This window comes from Streptomyces sp. NPDC029296, from assembly GCF_055569255.1.
Window position 1 is genome coordinate 1 of the sequence record NZ_JBVHXT010000018.1, and the last position, 18968, is coordinate 18968.

Below are 18968 nucleotides of genomic sequence, written 5' to 3' on the forward strand. Positions count from 1 at the left end.
ACGGGGGGGGCGTGGGGGGGGGGGGACGGGGGGGGGGGGGGGGGGGGGGGGGGGGGGGGGGGGGGGGGGTGGGGGGGGGGGGGGGGGGGGCCTCGGCCCCCCCCCCCCCCCGGGCCGGTCAGCCGAGCGCCTTGTCAAGCGTCTCGGTCGCGGCCTTCCAGGCGTCGTCGGGGTCGGTGCCCCGCTGCTCCATGTTGTTGATCTGGGTGGAGATCGTGTCCTTGATCACGCCGTCCTTCGGGCCGAGCACCGCCTCGGGGATGGTCTTGGCCTCTCCGGCGTAGATCTGGCCGATGGGGGCGTCACTGAAGTACGGGAGCTTGGCGTTCTTCACGTCGGGCAGGTCGTACGCCTTCTGGTTGGACGGGAAGATACCGGCGGCCTTGAACACCGCGGCCTGCTGCTCGGGGGCGGTCAGCCACTTGACCAGCTCGGTGGCCTCCTTGACGTGCTTGCCGCTCTTGGGAACGGTCAGGAAGGAACCGCCCCAGTTGGCCGCCGTGGAGCCGGGCGCGCGGGAGATGTCCCACTTGCCCTTGTAGGCATCACCCGAGTAGGTGACGATCTGGGTGGACATCCAGGCGGGGCAGGCCACGGTGGCCACGCTGCCCTTGCGCAGCGCCGCGAACCAGGCGTCGGTGAACTGCGGCAGGCCCTGGGACAGCTTCTTGTCGGCGGCCTCCGCGGCCAGGTTCCAGCCCTGCTGGACGGACGGGCTCTCCTTGTAGACGGCCTTGCCGTCGGCGTCGTAGTACTGCTGGTTGGAGGAGGAGACGACCGCGTTGTACATCGCGGAGGCGGAGTCCATGAAGTACGTGCCGGACGGCGCCTTCTTCTTGTACTGCTCGCCGAGCTTGAGGTAGTCCTCCCAACCGCCGGCCACGGCCTTGGCGACGGCCTCGCGGTCGGTGGGCAGGCCCGCCTTCTCGAAGAGGTCCTTGCGGTAGCACAGGGACATCGGGCCGATGTCGGTGCCGGCGCCGATCACCGTGCCGTCCTCGGCGGTGGCCTGCTTCGCCTTCCAGGACACCCAGTCGGCGACGTTGATCGCCTTGCTGAGGTCGGTGAACTTGGCGGCCTGGGTGTCCACGACCTCCTTGATGCGCCCGACCTCGATGCCGGTGACGTCCGCCAGGCCGCTGCCCGTGTTCAGCTGCTGAAGGAGCTTCGGGTAGTAGTCCTGCTCGCTGGCGGTGGTCTCTTCCTTGACCGTGATGTTCGGGTGCAGCTCGTGGTACTTCTCGAACAGCTTGGCTTCCTTGTAGCCGAACTGCCCGTAGTCGGCCAGCGTGAGGGTGATGTTGCCGTTGGCGTCCGTGCCCCCCGACTCGCCGTCGTCGCTGCTGCAACCGGTCAGCAGCAGGGCGGAGGCGGTCAGGGCCGTCGTGGCCACGACCGCTGCTCTGCGGCCGTGACCACCGCCGGTACGGGTGATGCGCATTCCACTACTCCTTGTTCCAGTGGGGAACGGGACCTCAGGATTCGGACCGCCGGGCCGGGCGGTCCGGACCTGCCCTCTCGGTGTGAGCAGCGGCTAGCCAACAGCACACGGTGTGCGGTGGAAAGGTGCTGGTCAACGGTGTGCCATGCAGGTTAGAGGGGAAGGCCATGGGTGGTTTCGTCCGAACGGAAGAGAGCCCCGGTCACCCCGTGGGACCGCTCCCACGCGGCATGCCGGAAGACTCGTTGGTGCCGGGCCGGGTGTCAAGACTTGAAGACGGCGTTGTTGCGCAAGCGTGTTCAGCACGTCACGGGAACGTGTCGCCCCGGCTGGCGCGACCGGGCCGCCGTCCGGCTGTCCGGTCCAGCGTCGATCCAGGTCACCGGCGGGTCAATCCCCCCTTCCGGACATCCGCCCGCCGGTGTGGGGCGGTCGCCGGAATTCCTGGGCCAGAATGAAGCGCCCCTCACCCGGACCGCCGGAAGGTGAACGATGAGTTCTGCCGAACAGCCGCAGCCGTACCGGACGGCGGACGTCCGGCGACCGACCCTGAACGCCGTGGCCGCCCGGGCCGGCGTCGGGCGCGGCACGGTCTCCCGGGTCATCAACGGCTCCCCCAAGGTCAGCGACCACTCCCGGGCGGCCGTCGAGCGGGCGATCGCGGAACTCGGCTACGTCCCCAACCGCGCCGCCCGTTCCCTGGCCACCCGCCGCACGGACTCGGTCGCGCTGGTCGTGCCCGACGCCGAGAGCCGGCTCTTCGCCGAGCCGTACTTCTCCGAGATCATCCTCGGCGTGTCCGCGGGACTCTCCAGCGCGGGCATGCAGTTGCTGCTGGTCCTCACGAGCGACGAGACCGAGTACGGCCGGCTGGCCGGCTATCTGGCCGCGCAACGGGTGGACGGGGTGCTGCTGATGGCGGTGCACGCCGAGGACACCCTGCCCGACCGGCTCGCGGAACTGGCCGTGCCGACCGTGCTGGCCGGGCGCCGGGGCGAGACGGAGCGGCTCGGCCATGTCCGCGCGGACAACCGGGGCGGCGCCCGGCTCGCCGTGCGGCACCTGCTCGAGGGCGGCCGTCGGACCGTCGCCACCATCACCGGCCCGCTGGACATGGACGCGGCGCGGGCCCGGCTCGACGGCTACCGGGACGCGCTGCGGGACGCCGGGGTCGCCGTCACACCGGAGCTGGTCGCGGCCGGCGACTTCACCGAGCAGGGCGGACGCGCGGCCATGCGGGAACTGCTGCGCCGGCGCCCGGATCTCGACGCCGTGTTCGCCGCCTCGGACGTGATGGCCTCGGGCGCGGTGCAGGAACTGCGCGCGGCGGGCCGCCGGATCCCCGGGGACGTGGCACTGGTCGGCTTCGACGACTCCATCGTGGCCCGGCACATCGATCCGCCGCTGACCAGCGTCCGCCAGCCGCTGGCGGAGATGGGCCGCACGATGGCGGCCCTCCTGCTGGAGGAGATCGCCCAGCAGGGCATGTGCCGGCGCGGGGTGGTGCTCCCCACCGAGCTGGTGGTGCGGGAGTCGGCCTGACGGAGGTGTTCACTCCGCACGCCCCGGCACGCCACCGCACGCCCCCTGTCCCGACACCCCGTCGCCCGCTTTCCCCTTCCCTGGTGGGAGCGCTCCCATGCATAATGCAAGCACTCGACCCCTGGGAGAGCCCCCATGCCCGAACCGATGACAGAGACCTTTCCGCCCGCCTTCCTCTGGGGCGCCGCGACCTCGGCGTACCAGATCGAGGGGGCGGTGGGGGAGGACGGCCGCACCCCGTCGATCTGGGACACCTTCAGCCATACGCCGGGCCGCACGGCCGGCGGCGAGACCGGGGACATCGCGGTCGACCACTATCACCGCTACCGCGACGACGTGGCGATGATGGCGGAGCTGGGCCTGACCGCGTACCGCTTCTCCGTGTCCTGGCCCCGGGTGCAGCCGACGGGCCGGGGCCCGGCGGTCCAGCGCGGTCTGGACTTCTACCGCCGGCTGGTGGACGAGCTGCTGGAGCACGGCATCAAGCCGGCGCTCACGCTCTACCACTGGGATCTCCCGCAGGAGCTGGAGGACGCGGGCGGCTGGCCGGAGCGGGACACCGCGTTCCGCTTCGCCGAGTACGCGCGGCTGGTCGGTGAGGCGCTGGGCGACCGGGTGGAGCAGTGGATCACCCTCAACGAGCCCTGGTGCAGCGCCTTCCTGGGCTACGGCTCCGGGGTGCACGCGCCCGGCCGTACCGACCCGGCGGCCTCCCTGCGCGCCGCCCACCACCTGAACCTGGGGCACGGGCTGGCCGTGTCGGCGCTGCGGGCGGCGATGCCGGCCGGCAACCGGATCGCGATCAGCCTCAACTCCTCGGTGGTGCGGCCGCTCAGCCAGGACCCGGCCGACCTGGCCGCCGCCCGCCGCATCGACGACCTGGCCAACGGGGTCTTCCACGGTCCGATGCTGCACGGGGCGTACCCGCAGTCGCTGCTGGAGGCCACGCGCTCGGTGACGGACTGGAGTCACGTCCTGGACACCGACCTGCGCACGATCAACGCCCCGCTGGACGCGCTGGGCCTGAACTACTACACGCCGGCGCTGGTCTCGGCCGCGTCCGGCGCGATCAAGGGCCCCCGTCCGGACGGCCACGGCTCCAGCGAGCACTCCCCCTGGCCGTGCGCCGACGACATCCTGTTCCACCAGACGCCGGGCGAGCGCACGGAGATGGGCTGGACCATCGACCCGACGGGCCTGTACGACCTGATCATGCGCTACACGCGCGAGGCGCCGGGCCTGCCGCTGTACATCACCGAGAACGGCGCGGCCTACGACGACAAGCCCGACCCCGACGGCCGGGTGCACGATCCCGAGCGCATCGCCTATCTGCACGGCCATCTGTCGGAGGTGCGCCGCGCCCTGGCCGACGGCGCCGATGTGCGCGGCTACTACCTGTGGTCCCTGATGGACAACTTCGAGTGGGCGTACGGCTACGACAAGCGGTTCGGCGCGGTCTACGTCGACTACTCGACGCTGGAGCGGACGCCGAAGTCCAGCGCCCACTGGTACGGCGAGGCGGCCCGCACGGGAGCGCTGCCGCCGGTGCCGTCCGTCTAGCCCGGAGGGCGCGGCCTGTCGTGGGGGGTGGGCCGCGCCCTTCGTCATCCCCGGCGGGGGCACCGGGTGTCCGGGCCGGGGACCCGGGATCCGCGTGGGAGGCGGGTCACTTGTAGGCACCGAACGCCTTCGAGAAGCGTAGGGGTCCTGGGCGAGGGAGCCGCACACGGCGTCGGCGGAGGGCTTGGGGCGCCCGCGCAGCTCTTGTCCCGGGTCGCGGACCACATGGACAGCCGGCCGAGGCCCCTGGACCGGGCGAAGTTCACCAGCTGGGTGGCGTCCTCGACCGTGGACACCTCGCAGGAGACGTCGTTGACGCCGATCACCGGGTGACGGCGACGGCCTTCCAGGCGGCGGTGCCGGACAGCCCCGGCACGCTCTTGACCTGGGCCTGGGTGGCGGTCGCGGCCTGCTCGGCGTAGCCGCCCACGTCGCCGCTGCACGAGGCGCCGTAGTCCATCGCCATGATGTTGACGGTGCGGTCCGGCCCAATGGAACGGCCGAAGGCGGCGGGGCCGGGCCGGCCGAGCGGAACACCGACGACAGGCCCGTCCGGTCTGGCCAAGCCCGACGGCGGCAGAGGCGGGGGAGGTCCGGCCCAGCGGACCGGCCGAAAGCGGCGGGGGCGGTCCGGCCTGCGGAAAACCGACGACGGAGGGGCCGGGCCGCCCGAGCGGAACACCGACGACGAGGCGGTCCGGCCGAGCGGAACACCGACGACAGGCCCGTCCGGTCTAGTGGAACACCGACGGCGGCGGGGCGGGGGACGCCACCGCGGCCGCGTCCGTCACGGGCGCCGCGCCGCCGGTGAAGTCGGTGAGCGCCCGGCCGTGTTCGACCCGGGCGGGCTGCGGGTCGGAGGCGGCGCGGCGGGTCAGTTCGGCGAGCGGCAGCGGGATGTCGGCGGCGACCAGGACGGCGTTGCCGAAGCGCCTGCCGCGCAGTACGGCCGCGTCGGCGATCAGCGCGAGTTCGCCGAAGCGGGCGGCGGCGGTGGCGATCTGGCCGCGCAGATGGGCGAGCGGCGGGCCGTCGGCGAGGTTGGCCGTGTAGACGCCGGTGGGCTTCAGGGCGCGGCGGACCTCGTCGAGGAACTCGGTGGAGGTGAGGTGGGCGGGGGTGCGGGCGCCGCTGAACACGTCGGCGACGATCAGGTCGGCCCAGCCGTCCGGCACCTTGGCCAGGCCCTCGCGGGCGTCCACTGCGCGCACCCGGACGCGCGCGTTCGCGTCCAGCGGCAGTTCACGGCGGACCAGCCGGACCAGGCTCGCGTCGCGCTCCACGACCTGCTGGGTGGAGCGGGGCCGGGTCGCGGCGACATACCTAGCGAGGGTGAACGCGCCGCCGCCGAGGTGCACGGCGTGCACGGGCCTGCCGGGCGGGGCGGCCAGGTCGATGACATGGCCGAGGCGGCGCTGGTACTCGAAGGAGAGGTACGCCGGGTCGTCCAGGTCGACGTGCGACTGGGGCGCCCCGTCGATCAGCAGCGTCCAGGCCCGCGCGCGATCGGGGTCGGGGACGAGCCGCGCGAGCCCGCCGTCGACCGGTTCCTCGACGGCGGCGGCCGGCCTGCGCCGGGTGTTCCTGGTCCTGCCCATTCCCCCATTTTCGCAGGTGTCACGGGGGAGCACGGCAGCGGTGGCCGGGGCCGGCCGGCCCGCCTCCTCAGCAGCTCCTGTCCGCCGCCTCGATCACCCGTGCCGCCTCCCCCAGGGCCCGGCGCAGGACCGCCGGGTCCGTGGCGAGGTCGGCGTCGCCGGGGGGCAGCAGCCAGTCCGAGCCCGCCACCGGCGGCCCGGGGTCCAGCCGCAGTCCGCGCCCGTCCGTCCCGGTGCAGGTGCTGCCCGGCACGTCCCAGCCGGCCGCCGTACCGGCCGGCACCAGGAAGCCGAGGGTGCCGCAGTCGTCGTCGTGCAGGACGGGTCCCACGGCGTCCGCGGCGCCGCGCCGCAGGATGTCGACCGCCTCCAGCCCCTGCCGGGCCGGTACCGTCACGAGGTCGCACGCCGGGTCGTCCGCGGCGGGCGCGGACGACGACGGCGACGTACAAGGTTCATTGCTCTGGCTGGTCTCCATGCCGGCCTCCACACAGCCCTGTTGCGGTCCACGGGGTTCAACGCGCGAACGCGTCAACGGCTACGGCCCAAGTGCGCCGCAAAGGATGGCACTTCTTGGCAGATCGCGCATGAGATACCCGATTTGTGGCCAAACACCGCGTGGCGAACCCCGTACAGCAGGTACGTTCATGCCCGCCGGAACCAGAGCGTCACTCGGGCGATCCGTCCCGGAACCGCCCCGAACCGCCCCGGTCCCGGCATGGTTCGACGGTTCGCACGAGAGGACCCGGCCATGGCGTCGTCAACGGTGACTTCGTCGCAGCCCGACCGGCCGCCCCGGCCGAACCTCGCCTTCCGGCGGCTGCGGGGCGTGCGCTCCCCGGCCGAGTTCGCGGCGCTGGTACGACGGGCCGCGCGCGAGATCGGCGAGCGGGTGAGCTGTGACGCGCGCTACATCGGCCGGGTCGAGGCGGGCGAGATCCGCTGCCCCAACTACGCCTACGAACGGGTGTTCCTGCACATGTTCCCCGGCCGGACGCTCACCGACCTGGGCTTCGTGCCCCGTTCGTCCGTCCGCGGCCGGGCGGCACGGACGGCCTCGGCGGCGCCGCGCGGGCCCGCCACCGGGGAGGCACCCGGTGAGTCGCCGGGGGCCGTCGAGCCGTACGACACGCAGGACCCCCCGCAGAACGACCCCCCGAACCACGAGGAGAGCGACGTGCTGCGTCGCGCATTCATGACCGGCTCAGGCGCCACGGTGGCCGCCGCCACCCTGGCCCCGCTGGGACTCACCACCACCGCCGCCGCGGCGGACGGCACGGCGCGGCGCGCCGGAACCCCCGAGGCGATGGCCCTGGAGGAGGCCGTCCGCCGCATCCGGCTGCTCGACGACCGGCACGGCGCGGACGGCCTGTACCGGCGTGCGGCGGCCCCGCTGCGCGCCGCCTACGCGCTGCTCGACGCCGGGGCCACCCGGCAGACCACCGCCGACCGGCTGCACGCGGGCGCCGGGGAACTCGCCCTCTCCGTCGGCTGGCTGGCGCATGACTCCGGCCGCTTCGACGACGCGCGCTCGCACTACGCCGAGGCGCTGGCCACCGCCCGGATGACCGGCGACCCGGGGCTGGAGGCGCACGCCTTCTGCAACACCGCGTTCCTCGCCCGGGACGCGGGCCGCCCCCGGGAGGCGGTCCGGGCCGCGCAGGCCGCGCAGCGCGCCGCGCGGCCGCTCGGGTCGGCCCGGCTGTCGTCCCTGCTGGTGCTGCGCGAGGCGGGCGGCTGGGCGGGGCTCGCCGACCGCATCGGCTGCGAGCGGGCGCTGGCGCGTGCGCAGGCCCTGTTCGAGCGGGGCCGCTCGGACGCCGACCCGGAGTGGATGAGCTTCTACGGCGAGGCAGAGCTGGCGGGGCTGGAGGCGCAGTGCTGGTCCACGCTGGGCGACTGGCGGCGGGCGGCCCGGCAGGCGCGGCGCGCCACGCGGTTGCAGGACCCGCACTTCACCCGCAACATCGCGCTGTACACCGCCGAGCTGGCCGACGACCTCGCCCGCGAGGGCCGTCCCGACGAGGCGGCGGAGGCGGGGCTGCGGGTGCTCGCGCTGCTCGACCAGGTCCAGTCCTCGCGCGTCCAGGCGATGCTGGCCGGGACGGCCCGGGTGCTGCTGCCGCACCGGCGGGCGTCGGGGGTCTCGGAGTTCCTGGACCGCCACGCGTCCTCCAAGGGCCCGAAGCAGGGACGGAACGGGACGCCGGTGTAGGCACCGGCCCACGGACGGGAGAGTACGACGCGCCGCGCCCGCGCGGGGCGGCCGTGCGTCCGGCCCGGCAGGGGTGGGCGGCACGGCCCCGGCGCGGATCACCCGGCCACCCGCCGTCCGCTCACCCGGCCAGGTGCCCCACGTCGTTCCAGTTCTCGATGGCCGGCTCGCCGTACGCCCAGCCCAGGACGGACAGCGACGTGGGGTTCAGGCGGATGCGTGCCGCGAAGTCCAGCGGCAGCCCGAGCCACCGCGCGCCGATCGACCGCAGGATGTGCCCGTGGGCGAAGACCAGCACGTCGCGGTCGGCGGAGCGCGCCCAGGCGACCACCTCGTCCGCGCGCGCGGTGACGTCGGCGCCGGACTCGCCCTCCGGGACCCCGTCCCGCCAGATCAGCCAGCCCGGCCGGACCGCATGGATCTCGGCCGGGGTCATCCCCTCGTACGCGCCGTAGTCCCACTCCATGAGCGTGTCCCAGCGCTCGGCCCGCTCGCCGAACCCGGCGAGTTCGCACGTCTCGCGTGCGCGGGAGAGCGGGCTGGTGCGTATCTCCGCGTCCGCCAGCCCGTCCAGCGGAGCGCGGTGCAGCCGCTCGCCGAGCAGCTTGGCCCCGTGCCGGCCCTCCTCCAGCAGCGGCACATCGGTCCTGCCGGTGTGCTTGCCGGACAGCGACCAGGCCGTCTGTCCGTGCCGGGCCAGCAGGATGCGCGGTGCCATGGGAGACCTCTCCGGACGGGTGACGCCCCCCGGACGCCACGGAATGTACGAGTGTTCTCGGTCCCTCCATCATCGCTCACCCCACCGGCAGGCAACCCCGCGGGCGGTCCCGGCGTCTTCCAGTGCCGGACGCCTGCCAGGCGTGGCCGACGGGCCCCTCATGGGCGCGGTGGCAACACCGTAAAGTGGCACGGTCGCCCGCCGGGGCGCAGCGCACACAGCAGAAGGGGGAGGGCGATCGGATTGCCGCAGACCGAGACACCGGGCACCGAGGTGGCCCTCCGTCCCCGGCCGCGCTGGTGGACCGAGCTGCCGCTGATCCTGCTGGTCTACGGCTGCTACTCGGCCGGCCGGCTCCTCGCGCGCGGCGACGTCGCCGGCGCGGTCGACCACGGCCTGGCGATCCTGCGCATCGAGAAGGCCCTGCACCTCAACGCCGAGCACCCGCTGAACCGGCTGTTCACCCAGGAGGCCTGGCTGGGGGTGCCGGCCGACTTCTGGTACGCCTCGCTGCACTACCTGGTCACGCCCGCGGTCCTGGTGTGGCTCTTCCGCGCGCGTGCCCCGCACTACCGGGCCGCGCGCACCTGGCTGCTCGCGTCCACCTTCATCGGCCTGATCGGCTTCACCCTGCTGCCGACCTGCCCGCCCCGGCTGCTCGACGCCGGCTACGGCTTCGTGGACACGATGGCGCAGTACAGCTCGTACGGCTGGTGGGGCGGCGAGGCCAGCGCCCCGCGCGGCATGGGCGGCATGACCAACCAGTACGCGGCGATGCCGAGCCTGCACGTGGGCTGGGCGCTGTGGTGCGGGGTGATGCTGTGGCGCCACGGCGGCACGCGCCTGACGAAGGTCCTCGGGGTCGCCTACCCGCTGCTGACCGCCATCGTGGTCATGGGCACCGCCAACCACTACTTCCTGGACGCGGTCGCGGGCGTCGCCGTGATGGGCGCCGGGCTCCTGCTGGCACCGGCCCTCATGCGGGCCGTGGACCGGGTCCGCACCAGGCTGTCGCGCCCCGTCGCACCGGCCGCGGCCGGTGCGGGTTCCCCGATTGTCGGTGCCGGGTGCCAGACTTCGGCGGGTGAGCGAATTCCACGGCAGCGCGAGTCGCGGCTCGACCCCGCGGCCGGACCGGACGCCTCCGCCACCGACGCGGGCGAGGGGACTCCGGCACCGGCTCGCTGAGCTGCGCGGTCCCGGCACACCGGCCAAGGCCCTGGACGCCCGCGCCCTCGCGGCGCTCGCCGCGAACCCGGGGTGCGCCCGGCGGGCGGTCCTGGACGGCGCCGGGGTGGACAAGGCCCGGCTGGCGACCGCGCTGGGCGCGCCGTCCGGTTTCGGGCAGTCGCAGTTCGCGCTGACCCGGGGCAACGCGTTCGAGGCGCGGGTGAAGGCGGACGGCGGCGCGGAGCTGCTGCGGCTGGTGCACGCCCGGCTCGACCCGGGTGCCGAGGCGCCCGCCGGCGCGGCCGTGCCCGACCTGACCGCGCACGGCCCCGAAGGGCGCACGGCCCGTACGGCGCTGGCGCTGCGCGAGGCCACGCGCGCGGGCGGCTGGACGCTGCTGGACCATCCGATGCTCGCCCTGGACGTGGCGGGTTCGCCGGCCTTCCTGGAGCCGGACGCGGTGGTGGTGCACCCGGACGGCAGCTGGTCGGTGGTGGAGATCAAGTCCTTCCCGGCGGTGGACGGAGCCGCGGACCCGGCCAAGGTGGGCGCGGCGGCCCGGCAGGCGGCGGTGTACGTGCTGGCGCTGGAGGAGGTCGCCGCCCGCCTCGACCCCGTGCCCGAGGTGCGCCACCGGGTGCTGCTGGTGTGCCCGAGGGACTTCTCCAACCTGCCCGAGGGCTCCGCCGTGGACGTCCGCAGGCAGCGTGCGGTCACCGCGCGCCAGCTCGCCCGGCTCACCCGGATCGAGGAGATCACCGAGACGCTGCCCGAGGGCACCTGCTTCGCGCCCGACCGGCCCGCCGAGGAGCTGACGGCGGCCGTGGAGGCGGTGCCGGCGGCCTACGCCCCGGAGTGCCTGTCCGCCTGCGAACTGGCCTTCCACTGCCGGGACCGGGCCCGGGAGGCCGGCGAGGTCACCCGCCTCGGCCGGCCCCTGCGGGCCGAACTGGGCGGCCTGGCCACCGTGGCGGAGGTGCTGTCCGCCGCCCGCGGCGCGAGCGGCGAGGCGGCCGACCCGGCGGTGGCGGCCCTGCGCCGCGCGGCGGCCCTGCGCGCGGAGGCCCTCCGGACGGCGGCCGAGACCGCTGCCGGGCGCGCGGCGGCGCTCCGGGCGGCCCGCGAGGCACCGGCGAACGCGGCCGGCGAGTCACCGCGGCGTACCGGGGAGGTGACCGGGTGTCCCTGATCACCGCCCTCGCCCGGCTGGAAGCCGTCGACAGCGGCCGGGCCCGGCCGGCGGCGACGGTCCGGCACCGGCACCTGTCCGACCGTCCGCTGGTGTTCGTGCCGCTGACCACCGCCGGCGAGACCGGTGCCCCGCTCGGCGCGCTGGTCGGCACCGACCGGGACGCGCCCCGGCTGCTGGTCGTACCGCAGCCCCGCGACCGCGATCAGCGCTTCGCGTTCCTCGCCGACCTGGCCGACATCGTGCTGCCGCACCTCGAGTCGTACGCGGACGCCGTGGAGGCGGCCGAGCGCACCGAGACCGACCCGGAGACCGGCAAGCGGGTCAAGGTGGCGGCCGAACTGTGCGCGGACGCCCCCCAGCTGATCGTGCCGAGCCGCACCGGCCTGGACTTCGTGCGGCTGCTGGGCCGCTCGATGCGGTTCCGGCGCACCGCCGAGCAGGACCCGGACGCGCCCTATCCGGCGCCGCCCCGGGTGCCGCTGCTCGGCCGCTGGCTGACCCACTACGGCGAGCGGTCCCGGGTCCCCGGCTCCTCGCTGCTGCTGGCCCTGACGGAGGTGCTGTCCCGGCACTGGGCGACCGGCCAGTCCGGGCTGGAGGACGAGCACCTGGGCGCGCTGCTCGCCTGGATCGACCCTCCCGCGGAGACGTCCGGCGCCGAGGCCGCCCGCCGGGCCGAACTCGCCCGGGACGCCGACGGCCAGCTGCTGTGCCCGCCGGCCGGTCCCGCCACCGACCCGGCGTTCGACAACCGGCTGCTGGCCCCGGCGATCGAGCGTTACGACCGGGCGCGCACCGCCCTGGCCGCCGCCGAGGACCCGCTGGAGGCCGACGTCCGGCTGGCCGCGCTCACCCGGGCCGAGCGGGAGATCCGCGACCTGGTGGAGAGCCGCACGCGGCCCACCTGGGACGCGGTGTGGCGGGGCCTGGACCTGCTGCGGGCGCTGCCGGCGGGCGCGCACGTGGAGGGGCGCTGGCTGCGCGACCGCTGGTCCTTCACCGCGCACCGGGACCGGGTGCGGGCCGGCGAGCCGCCGCAGCCGCGCCGGGACGACGCGGTGACGGCGGCGAACAAGCTGGCCACGCGCGAGCGGGAGCAGGCCCGGCTGGAGGCGCAGGAGGCGCTGGACGATCCGCTGGTGATGGCCGGTCGTCGGCTGGCCGGGGAGGCGTTCGCGGGCGAGGTGACCGATGTGGTGATGGCGTACAGCGAGGGCAGGCGGCCGAGCCCGCGCCCGCTGGTGACGGTCCGCACGGACGACCGGCCGCACCTCGCCGGGCGGGCGCGGGTGTACCGCTCGCTGGACGGCAGGCCGCAGTCGGCCGAGTTCGTCGGGTACGAGGCCGACGGGGTGCTGACCCTGCGCGTCCTGGACCGGATGGGCCGGGGCAGGGAGCCCGAGCCCGGTTCGGTGCCGGAGAAGGGCGACCGGGTGTGCTTCACGCTGTTCGAGCACGAGCAGCGCGGCGGCGCGAAGCTGCCCGACCCCGAGGAGACCCCGTGGACGCACGGCGGCCCGCCGGGCGAGGCGGCGCCGGAAGCCCCCGACCCCGTCACCGAGGAGGACGTGTTGTGACGACCGTCGACGTCGATCCCGGCACCGCGGCCGGCCCCGCCACCGAGGCGATCCTCCGCGACACGCTGCACGGCACCGCGCGGGGTGTGGTGGTGGACTCCCCGCCGGGCGCGGGCAAGTCGACGCTGGTGGTCCGCGCGGCCCTGGAGCTGGCCGCGGCGGGCCGCCCGCTGATGGTGGTGGCGCAGACGAACGCCCAGGTCGACGACCTGGTGCTGCGTCTGGCCGAGAAGAACCCGGAGCTGCCCGTCGGCCGGCTGCACAGCAGCGACACCGACGCGTACGACAAGGCGCTGGACGAGCTGCCGCAGGTGCGTACGTCGGCGAAGGCGGCCGACCTGACCGGCCTGCCGGTGGTGCTGTCCACCGCCGCGAAGTGGGCGCACGTGAAGGTGGACGAGCCGTGGCGGCACGCGATCGTGGACGAGGCGTACCAGATGCGCTCGGACTCCCTGCTCGCCGTGGCCGGCCTGTTCGAGCGGGCGCTGTTCGTCGGTGACCCGGGCCAGCTGGACCCCTTCTCCATCGTGGGCGGCGAGCAGTGGGCGGGCCTGTCGTACGATCCGTCGGCCTCGGCGGTCAGCACGCTGCTGGCGCACAACCCGGGCCTGCCCCAGCACCGGCTGCCGGTCTCCTGGCGGCTGCCGGCGTCGGCGGCGCCGCTGGTCTCGGACGCGTTCTACCCGTACACGCCGTTCCGCAGCGGCACGGCCCACGGCGACCGCCGGCTGGCCTTCGCCGTGCCCTCGGACGGCTCCGGGCCGGACCGGGTGATCGACGAGGCCGCGGAGACCGGCTGGGGCCTGCTGGAGCTGCCCGCCCGGCACACTCCGCGCACGGACCCGGAGGCGGTGCGGGCGGTGGCGGCGGTGGTCCGCCGCCTCCTGGACCGGGGCGGCGCGGCGACCTCGGAACGCTCCGCGGACCCCACCCCGCTGACCGCCGGCCGCGTCGCCGTGGGCACGGCCCACCGCGACCAGGCGGCGGCGGTCCGGGCGGCCCTGGCCGAGCTGGGCGTCCGGGACGTCACGGTCGACACCGCGAACCGGCTCCAGGGCCGGGAGTACGACGTGACGGTCGTCCTGCACCCGCTCTCCGGCCGCCCCGACGCCACGGCGTTCCACCTGGAGACGGGCCGCCTGTGCGTCCTGGCCTCCCGGCACCGCCACGCCTGCATCATGGTCTGCCGGGCCGGCGTCCCCGCCCTCCTGGACGACTACCCCGCCACGGAACCGGTCCAGCTGGGCACGCTGGTGAAGTTCCCGGACGGCTGGGAGGCGAACCACGCGGTCCTGTCCCACCTGTCGGAACACCGGGTGGTCTGGCGCCCGTGACCGGCCCACCAGACGCACGGCCGGCAAGCCCGGGACGCAACGGGCGCCCACGCGGCCCCGAGGGAGTCCCCGCGCGGACGGAATAAGCGGGGACCTTCTCCTGTTAGGGCACCGAGGACAGCGCAGTGCTCGGAACAGGAGGCCATACCGTGGCGGCAGACGACGTGGACGAGATCAGGGGTGTCAGGCGCGGGGACGCCCCCGTGCCCCTCTCCGTGCTGGACCTGGCGACGGTGGGCGCGGGCAGTACCGCCACCGACGCCCTGCGCACCAGCGTCGCGCTCGCCCGGCTCACGGAGTCCCGCGGCTTCCACCGCTACTGGGTCGCCGAGCACCACTCCATGCCCGGCGTGGCCTCCTCCTCCCCCGCCGTGATCCTCGCCCACCTCGCCGCCCACACCGACCGCATCCGGCTCGGCTCGGGCGGCGTCATGCTGCCCAACCACGCCCCGCTGGTGATCGCGGAGCAGTTCGGCACGCTGGAGGCGCTCGCCCCGGGCCGGATCGACCTGGGACTCGGCCGGGCGCCGGGCACGGACGGGGCCACCGCCGCGGCCCTGCGCCGCAGCGAGACCCTGAACGAGGGCGCCGACGACTTCCCGCAGCAGCTCGCCGAGCTGACCCGCTTCCTGGACGACGACTTCCCGGACGGGCACCCCTACCGGCGCATCCACGCGATCCCGGGGCCCGTGCAGGGCACCTCGCCCGGCGGGGTGCAGTCCCCGCACCGCCCGCCCGTCTGGCTGCTCGGTTCCTCCGGGTTCAGCGCCCGGCTGGCCGGTCTGCTCGGTCTGCCGTTCGCGTTCGCGCACCACTTCTCCGCGCAGAACACCATCCCGGCCCTGGACCTGTACCGGCAGACCTTCCGGCCCTCCGCCGTCCTGGCCGAGCCGTACGCCCTCATCGGCGTCTCCGCGCTCGCCACGGACGACGAGCGCGAGGCCCGCCGGCAGACCCGGGCGATGGCGCTGAACATGCTCCGGCTGCGCACCGGCCGGCCGGGCCTGTTCCCGGACCCGGCGGAGGCCGAGGGGTACGAGCTCGGCCCGATGGAGGAGGAGTTCGTCACCTCCTGGTCGGCGAACGTCGTGCACGGCACGGCCGACCAGGTCCGCGTCGGCCTGGACGACCTGCGCAAGCGCACCGGGGCCGACGAGCTGATGCTCACCTCGCACGCGCACCGCGGCGAGGTCCGGCTGCGCTCCTACGAACTGATCGCGGACGCCTACGGGTTGCCGACCGCGTAGGTCCGCGCCCCGAGCAGCTCGGAGATACGATCCGGCGGCACCGGGCGGGAGTACAGCCACCCCTGCCCGGTGTCGCAGCCGATCCGGCGCAGCCGGCTGGCCTGGGCCGAGGTCTCCACGCACTCCGCGGTGACCGTCAGGCCGAGCCGGTGGGCGAGCTGGATCATCGCCTCCACGACGACCTCGTCGGCCGGGTTCGGCATGGCGTCCCTGGCGGCCTCCTCGTACTGGAAGCCCCGGACGAAGGAGCCGTCCAGCTTCAGCGCGGAGACCGGCAGACGGCTCAGGTAGGCGAGGTTGGAGTAACCGGTGCCGAAGTCGTCGATGGCGATGCGCACGCCCATGTCGCTGAGCGCCTGCAGGGCCTGGAGCGGGCGCCCCGCCGAGCCCATCACCGCGGACTCGGTCAGTTCCAGCTGGAGCAGGTGCGGGGCGAGCCCGGTCTCCGCGAGGGTCTCGGCGACGTCGGCCACCAGGTCGGAGTCCCACACCTGCCGCACGGCCACGTTGACGCTGACGAAGATGGGCGGGTCGCCGGGGCGGTCGAGCTGCCAGCGGCGGGCCTGCCGGCAGGCGGTGGCCAGCGCCCAGCGGCCGAGCTGCACGATCGAGCCGTCCTCCTCGGCCAGTCCGATGAACCGATTCGGCGTGAGCGTGCCGAACTGCGGGTGGTGCCAGCGGATCAGCGCCTCGACACCGTTGAGCCGGCCGTCCTCCATGGCCACCAGCGGCTGGTACTCGAGGGCGAACTCCCCCCGTTCGATGGCGGGACGGAGGGTGGAGGACAGGGCCTGACGGGTCATGCGGTGGGCGTTGCGCTCGGGGTCGAACAGGGTCCAGCGGCCCTTGCCGTCGGCCTTCGCCCAGTACAGCGTCGTATCGGCGGCCTGCATCAGTCCCGTGGCCGTGGTGCCCGCGCTGTGCCGCTCGACGACGCCGATGGACGCGGTCAGCGACAGCCGCTGTCCGGCCAGGTCGAAGGGTTCCTCCAGGGCCCTCAGCGCGGACTCGGCGAGGTCGGCGAGCTGTTCGGTGCCGGTGGAGTCCTCCACGAGCAGGGCGAACTCGTCGCCGCCGAGCCGGGCCACCAGGGGGGTGGCGGCGCGGGCGTAGCCGGCCTCGTCGGCGATCCGGGTCAGGCGTTTGGCCACGGCCGAAAGGAGCCGGTCGCCGACGCGGTGGCCGAGGGTGTCGTTGACCGCCTTGAAGCCGTCGAGGTCCAGATAACACAGGCCGATCCGGCCGGTGCCGCCCTGCTCGTACGGCTCGGTCTCCAGCGCGGCCGTCAGCCGCTCGAAGAACAGCGTGCGGTTGGGCAGCCGGGTCACCGGGTCGTGCATCTGCAAGTGCCGCAACTGGGCCTGGAGTTCGCGGCGGGCGCTGATGTCGGTGACCGACAGCAGGGCGCCGGGCTCGCCGTCGCTCAGCGGGGCGACGGTGATCTGCGCCCACACCGAGTTCCCGCCGGGCTGCTTGAGCCGGCGGGTGCAGCGCAGCCGGGCCTGCCCGCCGCTCAGCACCTCCAGGTAGGCGTGCCGGGCGCGGGGGTCCGCGGCCAGGTCGACGAGGTCGGCGGCGGACCGCCCGACGATCGTGTCCGCGTCGACGCCGAGCAGTTCGCCGAGGGCGGCGTTGGCGGTGACGACGCGTCCCTCGGGGGCCACGACCGCCATGGCGAGCGGGGCGGTCGCGAAGACACGGTGGTAGGTGGTGTGGTGACTGTCTGTGACGGCTGACCGGTCGAGGTCTGCCGCGGGCGTCGGCCCTTCGGACGTTCCGCTCACCGCTCGCTCCCGCAGTGCACTCGATCTCTGTCCGTGCCGGAAAGTGTGCCGATCATAGAGGCTGGCCCCGGGCCCTTCCAGCCGATGTCCAGTGTCCCGGACGGAGCACAGGTTCTGACAGATCGTTTCTGCCCGCACCTGGGCAGCTTCTTCAGCCCTCCGACAAGTTGTGACGTTCCGTGAATGTTTCCGGATATCGAGCGCCGGTGCGCGCCGGCGCCCGATGGGGGCGCCCTCACCCTTCTGGTGCAGACAAACAGGACATAAACCAATGAATACCAGCAATCTGGGTGCGGGTCCCGCGAACCACACCCGGAGGTCATGTCCGTGCCCAAGCTGCGCAGCACCGCGGCCGTGTTCACCACGATGTCGGCGCTCGCCGCGACCTCGATCCTCTCCGGCCCCTCGGCGGCCGAGCCCTTCTCCACGGCCCCCTGCGCGCTGCACCGCACCGAGGCCCATCACTCGGAGGGCGTGGACAGCTGGAACACCGGCTATCCCCGCCCGGCCGGCACCCTCGACGCGGTGCTGGTCTTCCTGTCCTTCCCCGACGCGGCCCCGCGCACCACCCCGGCCGAGCTGACGGCCGACCACTTCCCGGCGACCAGCGGCTTCTACGCGCAGTCCTCCTACGGCAGGCTCACCCTGCGGGCGCACCCGCTGAAGCGCTGGCTGCGCATGCCGCGCCCGTCGACGTCGTACGCGATGCGGCGGGACTGGGACGCCGAGGACCGGGCCGCCTATCTGCGCGACGCGTTCGCCGTGGCCGACCGGGAGGTCGACTTCTCGCGCTACCAGGTCGTCTATCTGGTCGCGGACCCGGACGCGCCCGGTGTCGACTCGGACGCCACGAAGGTGGTGAACCTCGATACACCGCTCCGGGCGGACGGCACCGACGTCCGCCGGGTCGTGACCGTCTTCGAGCACCACCCCCCGGACCGGCTGGTCCTCGCCCACGAGACGGGCCACGTCTTCGACCTGCCCGACCTCTACCACCGCCCGTCCGACGGCAAGGGCGACTGGGACACCCATGTCGGCGACTGGGACCTGATGGGCAGCCAGTTCGGGCTCGCGCCGGACCTGCTCGGCTGGCACAAGTGGCGGCTCGGCTGGCTGGACCCGCGCCAGGTGGTGTGCGTGCGCGGCGCCGCGCCGACCCGGCTCACCCTGGAGCCGCTGGCCGCCGGGCCGGGGGCCGGGGCGCCGGGTCCCGGCGGGGCCGCCTTCGGCCTGGGGCACGGCGTCAAGCTGGCCGTGGTGCGCACGGGCCCGGACAGCGCGCTCGCCTTCGAGGCGCGCGGCCCGGCCGGCGCCGACCGCGCGGCCTGCCGGCAGGGGATCCTGGTCTACCGGGTGCGCGGCGGCGCCGCGTCCGGCGACGGCCCGGTACGGGTGGTGGACGCCCACCCGGGCACCGAGGCCTGCTGGGAGGACTCGGTCTACCCGCCCCTCGCCGACGCGCCGGTCTCCCTCGGCGAGAGCTTCACCGTGCCCGGGGAGGGCGTCCGGGTGGAGGCGGAGGGCAGGACGGCGTCGGGGGCGTGGACGGTGGCGATCACGCCGGGCGTGCGCGGCTGAGGGGCGCTCGGC

At 74.6% G+C, this 18968-nt stretch carries 14 protein-coding genes and 1 pseudogene; 9 read left to right on the plus strand and 6 right to left on the minus strand.

The window, feature by feature from the left end; genetic code table 11:
* Positions 1–118: 118 nt before the first annotated feature.
* Positions 119–1441, minus strand: coding sequence for an ABC transporter substrate-binding protein (locus ACZ4W9_RS17470; RefSeq protein ID WP_467936527.1), 1323 nt, complete (start codon positions 1439–1441; stop codon positions 119–121).
* A gap of 492 nt (positions 1442–1933) precedes the next feature.
* On the opposite strand from ACZ4W9_RS17470, the gene ACZ4W9_RS17475 reads away from it, so the two are divergent.
* Together ACZ4W9_RS17475 and ACZ4W9_RS17480 are read left to right on the plus strand one after the other, a co-directional pair.
* A complete protein-coding gene (locus ACZ4W9_RS17475) occupies positions 1934–2983 on the plus strand; it encodes a LacI family DNA-binding transcriptional regulator (RefSeq protein WP_467936529.1) in 1050 nt (349 codons plus the stop codon).
* 135 nt (positions 2984–3118) lie between these two features.
* The gene (locus ACZ4W9_RS17480) at positions 3119–4543 is read left to right on the plus strand and encodes a GH1 family beta-glucosidase (RefSeq protein ID WP_467936531.1); all 1425 of its coding nucleotides are present in this window, start codon (positions 3119–3121) and stop codon (positions 4541–4543) included.
* Between the two features lie 106 nt (positions 4544–4649).
* Here the strand turns inward: ACZ4W9_RS17480 and ACZ4W9_RS17485 are convergent.
* The 3 genes and pseudogenes from ACZ4W9_RS17485 to ACZ4W9_RS17495 all read right to left on the minus strand — a co-directional run.
* Positions 4650–5021 (minus strand): annotated as a pseudogene (locus ACZ4W9_RS17485) (glycoside hydrolase family 18 protein); the annotation flags it as partial.
* A 256-nt stretch (positions 5022–5277) separates the two neighbouring features.
* The gene (locus tag ACZ4W9_RS17490; protein ID WP_467936533.1) at positions 5278–6141 is read right to left on the minus strand and encodes a spermidine synthase; all 864 of its coding nucleotides are present in this window, start codon (positions 6139–6141) and stop codon (positions 5278–5280) included.
* Between the two features lie 67 nt (positions 6142–6208).
* The gene (locus ACZ4W9_RS17495) at positions 6209–6619 is read right to left on the minus strand and encodes a hypothetical protein (protein ID WP_467936535.1); all 411 of its coding nucleotides are present in this window, start codon (positions 6617–6619) and stop codon (positions 6209–6211) included.
* 273 nt (positions 6620–6892) lie between these two features.
* On the opposite strand from ACZ4W9_RS17495, the gene ACZ4W9_RS17500 reads away from it, so the two are divergent.
* Complete coding sequence (locus ACZ4W9_RS17500; protein ID WP_467936537.1) at positions 6893–8356, plus strand: hypothetical protein; 1464 nt, start codon at positions 6893–6895, stop codon at positions 8354–8356.
* A 121-nt stretch (positions 8357–8477) separates the two neighbouring features.
* Here the strand turns inward: ACZ4W9_RS17500 and ACZ4W9_RS17505 are convergent, their stop codons facing one another.
* On the minus strand, positions 8478–9074 hold the full coding sequence (locus ACZ4W9_RS17505; RefSeq protein WP_467936539.1) for a histidine phosphatase family protein: 597 nt from the start codon (positions 9072–9074) through the stop codon (positions 8478–8480).
* 243 nt (positions 9075–9317) lie between these two features.
* On the opposite strand from ACZ4W9_RS17505, the gene ACZ4W9_RS17510 reads away from it, so the two are divergent.
* The 5 genes from ACZ4W9_RS17510 (at position 9318) to ACZ4W9_RS17530 (ending at position 15594) form a co-directional block, all read left to right on the plus strand.
* Positions 9318–10262, plus strand: coding sequence for a phosphatase PAP2 family protein (locus tag ACZ4W9_RS17510; RefSeq protein WP_467936541.1), 945 nt, complete (start codon positions 9318–9320; stop codon positions 10260–10262).
* Positions 10159–11433 (plus strand): hypothetical protein, encoded by a 1275-nt coding sequence (locus ACZ4W9_RS17515; RefSeq protein WP_467936543.1) that lies wholly within the window; start codon positions 10159–10161, stop codon positions 11431–11433. Before ACZ4W9_RS17510 ends, ACZ4W9_RS17515 begins: the two co-directional genes overlap by 104 nt.
* Entirely contained in the window at positions 11424–13013 is a 1590-nt protein-coding gene (locus tag ACZ4W9_RS17520; protein ID WP_467936545.1) for a hypothetical protein, read from the plus strand. The genes ACZ4W9_RS17515 and ACZ4W9_RS17520 overlap by 10 nt, the downstream gene beginning before the upstream one ends.
* Positions 13010–14347: an AAA family ATPase gene (locus ACZ4W9_RS17525; RefSeq protein ID WP_467936547.1), complete on the plus strand. Its 1338-nt coding sequence runs from the start codon at positions 13010–13012 to the stop codon at positions 14345–14347. The genes ACZ4W9_RS17520 and ACZ4W9_RS17525 overlap by 4 nt, the downstream gene beginning before the upstream one ends.
* A gap of 149 nt (positions 14348–14496) precedes the next feature.
* On the plus strand, positions 14497–15594 hold the full coding sequence (locus tag ACZ4W9_RS17530) for an LLM class flavin-dependent oxidoreductase (protein WP_467936549.1): 1098 nt from the start codon (positions 14497–14499) through the stop codon (positions 15592–15594).
* Here ACZ4W9_RS17530 and ACZ4W9_RS17535 read toward each other — a convergent pair.
* The gene (locus tag ACZ4W9_RS17535; protein WP_467936551.1) at positions 15573–17378 is read right to left on the minus strand and encodes a putative bifunctional diguanylate cyclase/phosphodiesterase; all 1806 of its coding nucleotides are present in this window, start codon (positions 17376–17378) and stop codon (positions 15573–15575) included. The genes ACZ4W9_RS17530 and ACZ4W9_RS17535 overlap by 22 nt on opposite strands.
* 321 nt (positions 17379–17699) lie before the next feature.
* Here ACZ4W9_RS17535 and ACZ4W9_RS17540 point away from each other — a divergent pair, with 321 nt between their 5' ends.
* Positions 17700–18956, plus strand: coding sequence for a M6 family metalloprotease domain-containing protein (locus ACZ4W9_RS17540; RefSeq protein WP_467936553.1), 1257 nt, complete (start codon positions 17700–17702; stop codon positions 18954–18956).
* Positions 18957–18968: the final 12 nt, after the last annotated feature.